Source organism: Micromonospora endolithica (assembly GCF_003626595.1).
GTDB classification, from domain to species: domain Bacteria; phylum Actinomycetota; class Actinomycetes; order Mycobacteriales; family Micromonosporaceae; genus Micromonospora; species Micromonospora endolithica.
Genome location: NZ_RBAK01000009.1, coordinates 242,319 through 253,124 on the forward strand (window position 1 = coordinate 242,319; position 10,806 = coordinate 253,124).

Annotated in this window: 10 protein-coding genes; 5 read left to right on the forward strand and 5 right to left on the reverse strand. The window is 72.1% G+C overall.

Annotation, left to right across the window (positions count from 1 at the left end; translation table 11 throughout):
- The first annotated feature begins 57 nt into the window (after positions 1–57).
- Positions 58–765 (forward strand): purine-nucleoside phosphorylase, encoded by a 708-nt coding sequence (gene deoD / locus D7223_RS22565; protein ID WP_120730404.1) that lies wholly within the window; start codon positions 58–60, stop codon positions 763–765.
- 63 nt (positions 766–828) lie between these two features.
- On the opposite strand, the gene D7223_RS22570 is transcribed toward deoD, so the two are convergent.
- The 4 genes from D7223_RS22570 to D7223_RS22585 all read right to left on the reverse strand — a co-directional run bounded on the left by D7223_RS22570 (position 829) and on the right by D7223_RS22585 (position 2,731).
- Positions 829–1,275, reverse strand: a complete 447-nt coding sequence (locus D7223_RS22570) for a nucleoside deaminase (protein ID WP_186832436.1) — start codon at positions 1,273–1,275, stop codon at positions 829–831.
- 172 nt (positions 1,276–1,447) lie between these two features.
- Positions 1,448–1,972, reverse strand: coding sequence for a tRNA adenosine deaminase-associated protein (locus D7223_RS22575; RefSeq protein WP_120730406.1), 525 nt, complete (start codon positions 1,970–1,972; stop codon positions 1,448–1,450).
- Between the two features lie 112 nt (positions 1,973–2,084).
- Entirely contained in the window at positions 2,085–2,252 is a 168-nt protein-coding gene (locus D7223_RS33080; protein ID WP_186832314.1) for a hypothetical protein, read from the reverse strand.
- 98 nt (positions 2,253–2,350) lie between these two features.
- Positions 2,351–2,731 (reverse strand): hypothetical protein, encoded by a 381-nt coding sequence (locus D7223_RS22585; RefSeq protein WP_120730408.1) that lies wholly within the window; start codon positions 2,729–2,731, stop codon positions 2,351–2,353.
- Between the two features lie 59 nt (positions 2,732–2,790).
- Between D7223_RS22585 and D7223_RS22590 the strand changes: the two genes are divergently transcribed.
- The 3 genes from D7223_RS22590 to D7223_RS22600 all read left to right on the forward strand — a co-directional run bounded on the left by D7223_RS22590 (position 2,791) and on the right by D7223_RS22600 (position 7,872).
- Positions 2,791–3,564, forward strand: coding sequence for a M23 family metallopeptidase (locus tag D7223_RS22590; protein ID WP_120730409.1), 774 nt, complete (start codon positions 2,791–2,793; stop codon positions 3,562–3,564).
- Positions 3,565–3,767: 203 nt separating this feature from the next.
- Positions 3,768–6,725 (forward strand): glycosyl hydrolase, encoded by a 2,958-nt coding sequence (locus D7223_RS22595; RefSeq protein ID WP_238162167.1) that lies wholly within the window; start codon positions 3,768–3,770, stop codon positions 6,723–6,725.
- A gap of 76 nt (positions 6,726–6,801) precedes the next feature.
- Entirely contained in the window at positions 6,802–7,872 is a 1,071-nt protein-coding gene (locus D7223_RS22600) for a PHP domain-containing protein (RefSeq protein WP_120730410.1), read from the forward strand.
- Here the strand turns inward: D7223_RS22600 and D7223_RS22605 are convergent.
- The gene (locus D7223_RS22605) at positions 7,847–8,839 is read right to left on the reverse strand and encodes a DMT family transporter (protein ID WP_186832313.1); all 993 of its coding nucleotides are present in this window, start codon (positions 8,837–8,839) and stop codon (positions 7,847–7,849) included. The two genes, D7223_RS22600 and D7223_RS22605, sit on opposite strands and share 26 nt — an antisense overlap.
- Before the next feature lie 273 nt (positions 8,840–9,112).
- Here D7223_RS22605 and D7223_RS22610 point away from each other — a divergent pair, with 273 nt between their 5' ends.
- A complete protein-coding gene (locus D7223_RS22610; RefSeq protein ID WP_120730411.1) occupies positions 9,113–10,783 on the forward strand; it encodes a DUF885 domain-containing protein in 1,671 nt (556 codons plus the stop codon).
- Positions 10,784–10,806 lie beyond the last annotated feature (23 nt).

The following is a 10,806-nucleotide window of genomic DNA, read 5'->3' on the forward strand; positions in this document are numbered from 1 at the left end:
CCACCGGTCCGGACGCCGAACCGGTATGCCGCCCGCCGACCTGGCAGGATCTTTGCCATGAGTACGCACATCGGCGCGAAGCCGGGAGAGATCGCGGAGCGGGTCCTGATGCCGGGCGACCCGCTGCGGGCCAAGTGGATCGCGGAGACCTACCTCGAGGACGCCCGGTGCTACTCGACGGTTCGCGGCATGCTGGGCTTCACCGGCCGCTGGAACGGCGTCGAGGTCTCCGTGCAGGGATCCGGCATGGGCATGCCGTCGGCCTCGATCTACGCCCACGAGCTGATCAACGAGTACGGCGTGAGGTCGCTCATCCGGGTCGGCTCCTGCGGCGCCCTCACCGAGGACCTCCAGCTGCGCGACGTGGTGGCGGCGATCGGGTCGTCCACCGACTCGAACATGAACCGGATGCGCTTCGACGGGCTGATCGACTACGCGCCGGTGGCCGACTTCGGGCTGCTGCGTACGTCGGTCGAGGTGGCCGAGCGGCGCGGCATCACCATGCGGGTCGGGCCGATCCTGGCGGCGGACGCCTTCTACACCGACCGACCGGACCTGTACGACACCCTGGCCGACTACGGCGTGCTGGCGGTGGAGATGGAGTCCGCGGCGCTCTACACGATCGCCGCGCGGTTCAAGGCCCGCGCCCTGACCATCCTGACCGTCAGCGACCACATCAAGACCGGCGAGAAGACCACCTCGCAGGAGCGCGAGCAGACCTTCAGCCAGATGGTGGAGATCGCGCTGGACACCATCATCGCCTGACCCGCTTGTAAAAGGGGCCCCCTGTACCACGCCAGGCGTTAACAGGGGGCCCTTCCTTACACCTCAGCGGAAGAAGGCGCGGAGGATCGACGCGCTCTCGGCTTCGAGGACCCCGCCGTACACCTCGGGGCGGTGGTTGAGGCGGCGGTCGCGGAGCACGTCCCACAGCGAGCCGGCGGCGCCGGTCTTGGGCTCCCAGGCGCCGAACACGACGGTCGAGACCCGGGCCAGCACCAGGGCGCCGGCGCACATCGTGCAGGGTTCCAGGGTCACCACCAGCGTGCACCCGTCGAGTCGCCAGCGGCCCAGCCGCTGGGCGGCGCGGCGCAGGGCCAGCACCTCGGCGTGCGCGGTCGGGTCGCCGGTCAGCTCGCGTTCGTTGCGTCCGATCGCCAGTTCGGTGCCGTCCGGCCCGTAGAGCACCGCGCCCACCGGCACGTCGCCGGCGTCGGCCGGGTCGGCGGCGGGCCGGTCCGGCCCGGTGACCGCGATCTCCAGGGCCCGGCGCATCCAGCTTTCGTGCCGCTGCCGGCGTCCGACACCGGACGGGTCGGCCAGCCCCTCGTCGGCACCCGGACCGGCGCCGGCGAGCCCGGGACCGGCACCAGGTCGGACCGTCTCCAGGGCCGGGTCGGTGACGTCCGCCGGCTCACCACCGGCCGGCAGAGCCGGCTCGGAGGGATCAGACCTCACGCAGCTCCTCGACCTCGTCGGCGCAGCCCAGCACCGTGCAGATCTCGACGGTGACGTCGGCCGGCATCATGCCCTCGTGGGCGCAGAGCGCCAGCAGCTTCTGCGCCGGCACACCGAGGTCGGCGAGGAGGTCGGCATCGCCGACCGGGTCGGCCTCGGGGTCCACCGCGGGCTGCTCGCTGTCGTCGTCGCCGGACGCGGGGCGCGGCTCCTCGGTGTCGTCCAACCCGGTGACCGAGCCCTTGAGGTCACCGACCAGCAGGGCGCCCAGCTTGGACTCCTCCGCGTACGCCGAGTCGGAACCGAAGATCCGCAGGTCCTCACCCTCGTCGAGCCGCAGGACGACCAGGTAGGTGTCGTCGGCCTCGACGAACAGCAGGGACAGGTCGGCGTCCACGTCGACGTCGCGCAGGCGGTCGGCGACCTCCTCGATGTCGGTCACGCCACGCAGGCTGACCTCGGAAGCCGTCCAGCCGCTCTCGTCGCGCACCACGGCCACCGCGAAGTACGACACGGTCCCCCCAAAATGCCTCGGCACAGCACGCCGATCCGTTACGCGTGCACGTTAGCCGGTCGGGTCGGTAGGCGAACGGTCAACGCCCCGAAGGGCGGAAAAGTGGAGTGGTTCAACCCGCCACGCGGCGGCGCATGGCGATCAGCTGCCGTAGCTGTTCGGTGCGCCGGCGCTGCGGTCGCTCCCGCTGGCGTACCGCGCGCGCACCGGCCAACTCGGCGAGGAGTTGCTGGCGTCGTCGGCTGCGCTCGGGGTCCTGCCGCGGAGTGGTCCAGGCCATACCGCCGAGCGTGCCGAGTCCCGAGCACCACGTCAAGACGGGCTTCGCGGTGCAGCCGTACCGCCACCGAACGCAGTCGACGTCGGCACGGCAGAGGGTCACCAGAGCGGCCAGTCGCCGCTCGTCGCCCAGCGCACGGCAACGACTGCCGCCGCGATGCTCCAACCACCGGCGGTGACGATGGCGATCCCGGTGGCCACACCCCGGTCGCCGAGCTGGACCAGCAGCACCGCGACGAGCCAGGCCAGCCCACCGGCGAGGACGGTCCACCAGGCGTACTCCGGCACGTCGGTGCCGAGCAGGCCGAACAGGAGCAGCCACGCGGTCGCGCCGGTCCCGCCGAGGGCGACCCCGGCGCCGGTGACCGGGTGCGGCTCGCGGTAGCTGGGCCGCGTCGGCCGGCCGGAGGGGAAGAGACCCGAGGGGGTGTACGGGCGGAACCCCGGCTGCGGGTCGCCCGGGTACGTCTGCCCGTTCACCGTCGTTCCTCCCGCCCTAGGGACCTCCCTCCACCGTACTGGTCTGTCAGGATGATCCGATGCCCCTGCCGCCGACCGGACGCCGTCGCGCGTACCCGGCTCTGCTCCTGCTCGTGCCGCTGGTGGCCGCCGCCTGCGCGACGAGCCGGCCGGGGACGGCGCAGGGCACCCCGGCGGCCCGCGCGAGCACCCCGCCGGTCGTCGCCGACCAGCCGTCCGCCGCGGCGACCGGGCGGCCGACCGGGACCGCGACCCCGAACGGCACCGCGAGCCCGGGCGGTACGGCGGCCGCGCCGGCGCGCGCCGGGCTGCCGCACGTCTTCCCGGTACGCGCGCGGAAGGTCGCCTACCACCCGACCCACTCCGCCTACCCGGGGACGGACATCTTCGCCGACTGCGGCGAGCCGTTCGTGGCGGTTACCGACGGGACGGTCCTGGAGGTCAGCCGGGTGGACCGCTTCGCGCCGCAGGGGCCGCGCGGGCCCTACAACGGCGGGTTGTCGGTGTCGCTGCTCGGCGACGACGGGGTGCGCTACTACGGCTCGCACCTGACCGAGATCGCCGACGGCGTCGACGCCGGAGCCCGGGTCCGGGCCGGACGGCAGCTGGGCACGGTAGGCCGGACCGGAAACGCGAACAACGTGTGTCACCTGCACTTCGGCATCTCCCCGCCGTGCACCGGCCGGGACGGCTGGTGGATCCGGCGGGGTGTGGTGTGGCCCGCGCCCTACCTGGACGCCTGGCGGCGAAAGATCAACCGGGAACCGGCGGCCGAGGTGTCGGCCTGGCACCGGCGGCACGGCTGCCCGAAGGCACCCGGGACGGCCCGGTAGCGCCCACCCTCACCGTCCTCGGCGGAGCGAGAACGGTCTCCGGGTTTTCCGACATACGTGCTTCATCGACCGGAAACATTGACGCAAGTCTTCTCTCTCGGCTAGCGTCCCGGCTCAAGAGAGCGCTCTCTGAGGCAACTTTCCTCACAATTCCGACTCAGCGCCGCACCCGGCGGGACCGGGTGCCACGCGATGGAGGCACCGTGAAACCTCCGGCACCACACCGCAACCGAACCCTGGCCGCCACCGCCACCGCCATGGCCCTCGTCCTCGGCGGACTGGTCGTCGTCCACACCACCCCGGCCGAGGCCGCCACCGTCGGCGCCGGCAGCTACACCACCGACCGCGTGGGCCCGCTCCCCGCCGGCTGCGGTGACATGTCCACCAACCCTCGCCAGTTCGTGACCGCCGACGCTCCGGCCGGTCCCGTCCCCACCAACGACTGGTGGTCGTCCCTGCTCTGGAAGAAGACCAACTGCTCGTACAGCGAGCCGCTGCACGCGCACCCCGTCTCCTACCAGGTGTTCGGCGACGGCCTCGGCTTCTCCGCCACCTCCACGCCCACCATCACCGGCACGGCGAACGGCGTCGGCGAGTACAAGTACGCCTACTCCGAGGACATCCGCGTCGGCGTGGCCGCCCTCGGCGTACCGATCGTGAAGGTCGACGACTGGACCGACTGGACCGTCACCCCGTACTGGGGCGACGGTGTCCGCACCATGCGCGCCACCATCGGCCACGGCCTGCCGTTCACGTACTTCCGCACCACCGGCGGCACCGCGCAGATCAACCCCACCGGCGGCAGCCCGACGATCTGGTCCAACAGCGGATCCACCATCGGCTTCACCGTCCGGGGCCACGACTACGTGGCGTACGCCCCGACCGGCGCGAGCTGGACGGTCAGCGGCGGCCGGATCACCTCCGACCTGGCCGGCAAGGGCTACTTCTCGGTGGCACTGCTGCCCACCCAGGGCCTCGACGCCACCGCCCGGGCGCAGCTTGCCGCCACCTTCGGCACCTACGCCCACGCCCACGTGACCGGCACCCGGATGTCCTACGGGTACGACCAGGGGACGGGACGCGTCGACACCACGTACGCGTTCACGACGACGCCGCGGGAGGGCACCAACACCCGGACGGTGGTGAGCCTCTACCCGCACCAGTGGAAGTCGCTGGCCGGCGCCACCCCGTTGGCGCAGACCTACCCGTCGGCCCGGGGCCGGATGAAGGTCCTCGCGGGGGTCGACCAGTTCCGCACCTCGATGCGGTTCCAGGGGGTGCTGCCGGAGGTGCCGGCCGTCGCCACCGGCGACGGTGCGGACCTGGCCACGCTGCGCAGCCACCTGGCGGCGGTCCGGGGCAACCCGATGGACCAGCGCGGCGGCGACACCTACTGGACCGGCAAGGGACTCGGCCGGGCCGCCCGGATCGTCGAGATCGCCGACCAGGTCGGTGACACCGAGACCCGTACGGCCGCGCTGAACGCCATCCGCAGCACGCTCAACGACTGGTTCACCGCCACACCGGGCGAGGCCGCCAAGATCTTCTACTACGACCAGAACTGGGGCACCCTGATCGGCTACCCCGCCTCGTACGGGTCCGACCAGGAACTCAACGACCACCACTTCCACTACGGCTACTTCATCGCCGCCGCCGCCACCCTGGCCAAGTTCGACCCCGCCTGGGCGAAGCAGGACCAGTACGGCGGCATGGTCGACCTGCTCATCCGGGACGCCAACAACTACAGCCGTACCGACAACCGCTTCCCCTACCTGCGGGACTTCGACATCTACGCCGGCCACGACTGGGCCTCCGGCCACGGCTCCTTCAACGCCGGCAACAACCAGGAGTCCTCGTCCGAGGGCATGAACTTCGCCAACGCCCTCATCCAGTGGGGACAGGCCACCGGCAACACGGCGGTCCGCGACGCCGGCGTCTTCATCTGGACCACCCAGTCGGCGGCGATCCGGGAGTACTGGTTCGACGCCGACGACGAGAACTTCCCGGCGGCGTTCGGCCACTCCACGGTCGGCATGGTCTGGGGCGACGGCGGTGCGTACGCCACCTGGTTCAGCGCCGAGCCGGAGATGATCCAGGGCATCAACATGCTGCCGGTGACCGGTGGTCACCTGTACATGGGCCAGGACCCGGCCTACAACAAGGTCAACTACGCCGAACTGGTCCGCAACAACGGTGGCGAACCCACCGTGTGGCAGGACATCCACTGGCAGTTCCTCGCCCTGGGTGATCCGGACGCGGCGTTGACGAAACTACGGGCCAACCCGGGGTACGTCCCGGAGGAGGGCGAGAGCCGGGCGCACACCTTCCACTGGGTACGCAACCTGGCGACGCTGGGCACCCCGGACGCCACGGTGACCGCCAACCATCCGCTGGCCGCGGTGTTCACCCGCAACGGCGCGCGGACGTACGTGGCCAGCAACATCACCGCGTCGCCGCTGACCGTGACGTTCTCCAACGGCACCCGGGTGGACGTGCCGGCCGGTCGTACGGTCGCTACCGGCGCGGTCACCTGGAGCGGCGGCAGCGCCAGCGGTGGCGTACCGCCGACCGGCCCGCCGCCGACGACGCCGCCACCGACGACGCCGCCACCCACGACTCCCCCGCCCACCACTCCGCCACCGACCACCCCGCCCCCCACCACGCCGCCACCGACGACGCCGCCGCCCACGTCGGACTCGCCGACGCAGTACCTGCTCCCGAGCAGCCGCCTCGGGGCGGCCGGCAGCCCGGCGACCGTCACCGTGGCCGGTGCCGGCGGGGCCAACCACGACGGCACGCCGACCAACGCCCAGGTGTTCACCGCCACCGGCCTGGACCTGGCGTACGCCGGTGGCCAGACGACCTTCGACCTGTTCCTCGACGCCGGCAACGCGGTCGGCAACGGGGTCCAGGTGCGGGTGTCCTACGACCTGACCGGCAACGGGAGCTGGGAGCGGGTGGAGACCTACCGCTACTTCGCCACCGACCCGGTCCCCGGCTTCGAGCGCTACACCCAGAACGCCGGTCTGGTCTCGGCCACCGGCACGCTCGGTGCCCTGGCCGACGGCACGGTCCGGGTGGAGGTCTGGTCCGCCATCGGCGTCAACCCGACCAACCTCGGCGTCGGGGACAAGTCGTTGGTGAAGCTGCCGCACTCCTGATCCGTACCACCACCCGTCGTGGCCCGCCGGTCGTCGGACGACCGGCGGGCCACGGCTTCGCGTAGGTTGGGAGGTCATGAGCGCCCGGGACCCCATCGCCGACCTCCGCCGGATCGCCTTCCTGCTGGAACGGGCGAACGAGGCCACCTATCGGGTGAAGGCCTTCCGGTCGGCGGCGAACGCGCTCGGCGCGCTGCCGGAGGCCGAGGTGGCCGAGCGGTCCCGGACCGGGAAACTCACCGAGCTGGCCGGGGTCGGTGACGTCACCGCCCGCTGCGTCTCCGAGTCGCTGGCCGGCGAGGAACCGGTCTACCTCCGCCGGCTGCTCGCCACCGAGGGCACCGATCTGGACGAGGCCGCCGCCGCGCTGCGGTCGGCACTGCGCGGCGACTGCCACACCCACTCCGACTGGTCCGACGGCGGCTCCCCGATCGAGGAGATGGCGCTCGCCGCGGTGGAGCTGGGCCACGAGTACGTGGTACTCACCGACCACTCGCCCCGGCTGAAGGTGGCCCGGGGGTTGACCGCCGACCGGCTGCGCCGGCAGCTCGACCACGTGGCGACGGTCAACGCGGCGCTGCCGGAGGGTTTCCGGATCCTCACCGGCATCGAGGTCGACATCCTCGCCGACGGCTCGCTGGACCAGGACGACGACCTGTTGGCCCGCCTGGACGTGGTGGTCGGTTCGGTGCACAGCGGACTGAACGACGAACGCGGGAAGATGACCCGCCGGATGCTCGCCGCGGTGGCGAACCCGCACCTGGACATCCTCGGTCACTGCACCGGGCGGATGGTGTCGTCGCGGCCGGCCGGCGTGACCGGCCCCGGCGACCGGGGGCACCGCGCGCGTACCAGGGCGGAGAGCGACTTCGACGCCGACGCGGTCTTCGCCGCCTGCGCCGAACGGGACGTTGCCGTGGAGATCAATTCCCGTCCGGAGCGGCAGGACCCGCCGAAGCGGCTGATCCGGCGGGCGCTGGAGGCGGGCTGCCGGTTCGCCATCGACACCGACGCCCACGCTCCCGGTCAGCTCGACTGGCAGCGGTTCGGCTGCGAGCGCGCGGCGCTGTGCGGGGTGCCCGCCGACCGGGTGGTCAACACCTGGTCCGCCGACGACCTGCTCAGCTGGACGGCGTCCCACTCCTGACGTGCTCCCGCCGCGTTGACAGGGGGCCTTCCTCTACCGGAGGCGTTGGGAGGGGGCCCTTCCTCGCACCCTGGGAGACGGCGACGCCGAGAAGCACGATCAGCGCGCCCACCGGCTGGTGCCAGGTCACCCGCTCGTCGAGCACGACCGCGCCGACCAGCACCGCGAAGACCGGGATCAGGTAGGTCACGGTGGACGCGGTGCTCGCCCCGGCGAGCCGGATGTTGCGCAGGTTGATCACGAAGGCGAGCCCGGTGCCGAGCGCACCGAGGGTGAGCACGCTGGCCACCACCTCGGGCGACAGGCCGGTCGGCGCCGGCGGCGCGCCGGCCACCAGCGGCGCGACGACGGCGAGTTGCGCCATCGCCACCAGGAGCTGCGCCGCGGAGAGCGAGACGCCGGAGTGGGTGCTGCCCGCGACGAACCTCCTCTGGTACGGGATCGCCACGCCGTAGCAGGCCGCCGCACCGAAGCACATCAACTGGCCGGCGAAGTGGGCCCCACCGATGCCCTCCCACACGCCGAGCACCACCAGCACACCGGCGAACCCGAGGGCGAGCCCCAGCGCCCGGCGCGCGGTCAGCCGTTCGGTGCGGAACACCAGCACCGCCATCGGCAGGACGACGAGCGGCGTGGTGGCGTTCCAGATGCCGGCCAGCATCGACTCGACGCGCTGCTCGCCGTAGCCGAAGAGGGTGAACGGGACCGCCACGCCGAGCGCCGCGATCACGAACAGGTGCGCCCAGATCCGGGGTTCGCGGGGCAGCCGGTCCCGGAGCAGGGCGAGCACCACCAGCAGGGTCACCGCGCCGGCGGCGACCCGGTAGAGGGTCAGGTGCAGCGGGTGCAGCTCGGCCACCCCGACCTTGATGAACAGGAAGCTGGAGCCCCAGATGGCGGCCAGCGCGACGAAGCCGGGAAGCCAGCTCCGCAGCGGGGCCCGGTCAGGGGTGAAGTCGGTGTTCACCCCTGACACTCTGCTCCCGGGGTACGACGATGTCCCGCGCTTTTCGGCCACCGTGTCCCCCGCCACAGAAACCACCTACGCCGGTGACGCGTTGACCAGCCCGAGGAGGTGCCCCCCATGGCGGAAGCTACATCACCACCGCCCAAGCGGTAAGCGGTCAGCAACTGAAGCTCGACCTGCCGTTTCCGATCACCTTCGACCCCGCCGACCTGCTCCCCTGAACACCGCAAACAGGGTCGACAACCGGGTCGCGGAGTCCCGTAGGGTCGCAGCGTGGGACGAATCGATGACATCGCGAACCGGTACGTGGCCGAGTGGGCGCCACTGACCCCGACCGGCGCCACCTACGTCGGCATCGCCGGCTACGACGACAAGCTCGACGACATGTCGCCGGACGGGTACGCGGCCCGCGCCGACCTCACCCGACGGGCACTGGCCGACCTCGACGTGACCGAGCCGGAGTCCGAGGCGGAACGCACCGCCCAGGAGGCCATGCAGGAGCGACTCGGCCTCGAACTCGCCCGGTACGACGCCGGCGAGTCGACGAGCGAGGTCAGCGTGATCACCAGCGGGGTGCACGACCTGCGGTCGGTGTTCGACCTGATGCCGACCGACTCCGACGAGGCCCGGGCGAACATCGCCGCCCGGCTGGGCGGCTTCGCGGGCGCGTTGGAGGCGTACAAGACGACGTTGCGCGAGGAGGCCGCGGCCGGCCGGGTCAGCCCGCGGGCGCAACTGGTGGAGGTCGCCAAGCAGTGCGACATCTGGGTCGACCCGGACGGCGACAACTTCTTCCACGGACTGGTCGAGCGGCTGGACGCCGACGGCGCCCTCGGCGCCGAGCTGCGGCGGGGCGCCTCGGCGGCCACCGCGGCGACCGCCGAGTTCGGCCAGTTCCTCCGCACCGAGCTGGCCCCGCTGGGGCGGGAGAAGCAGGCCGCCGGCCGGGAGCGCTACGAGCTGGCCTCGCAGTACTTCCTCGGCGCCAAGGTGGACCTCGACGAGACGTACGCCTGGGGGTTCGACGAGCTGGCCCGGCTGGAGGCCGACATGCGGACGGTGGCCGCGCGGATCGTGGGCCCCGGCGCCACGATCGACGAGGCGGTCGCGGCGCTGGACGCCGACCCGGCCCGGACCATCCAGGGCAAGGAGGCGTTCCGGGACTGGATGCAGGCCCTGGCGGACAAGGCCATCAGCGAGCTGCACGGCACCCACTTCGACATCCCGGAGCAGGTCCGCCGGATCGAGTGCCGCCTCGCGCCGACCAGTGACGGGGCGATCTACTACACCGGTCCCAGTGAGGACTTCTCCCGGCCGGGCCGGATGTGGTGGGCGGTGCCCCAGGGCATCACCGACTTCTCCACCTGGCGGGAGGTGACCACCGTCTACCACGAGGGCGTGCCGGGGCACCATCTCCAGGTCGCCCAGACCGCGGTCCGGGCCGAGACGCTGAACCGCTGGCAGCGGCTGCTGTGCTGGGTCTCCGGGCACGGCGAGGGCTGGGCCCTCTACGCCGAGCGCCTGATGGACGAGCTGGGCTACCTGGACGACGCCGGCGACAAGCTCGGCATGCTGGACGGGCAGGCGTTCCGGGCGGCCCGGGTGATCGTCGACATCGGCATGCACCTGGAGTTGGAGATCCCCCGCGACAACCCGTTCGGCTTCCACCCGGGCGAGCGCTGGACGCCGGAGCTGGGCTGGGAGTTCATGCGGGCCCACTGCCGGGTGCCGGACGAGAACCTGCGCTTCGAGCTGAACCGCTACCTCGGCTGGCCCGGCCAGGCCCCGTCCTACAAGGTCGGCGAGCGGATCTGGTTGCAGGCCCGGGAGGACGCCAAGGTCCGCAAGGGTCCCGACTTCGACCTCAAGGAGTTCCACCGGCAGGCGCTGGACCTCGGGGCGCTCGGCCTCGATCCGCTGCGCAAGGCGCTGGGCCGGCTCTAGGTGTGCTGCCGCCGGGTGGTGCG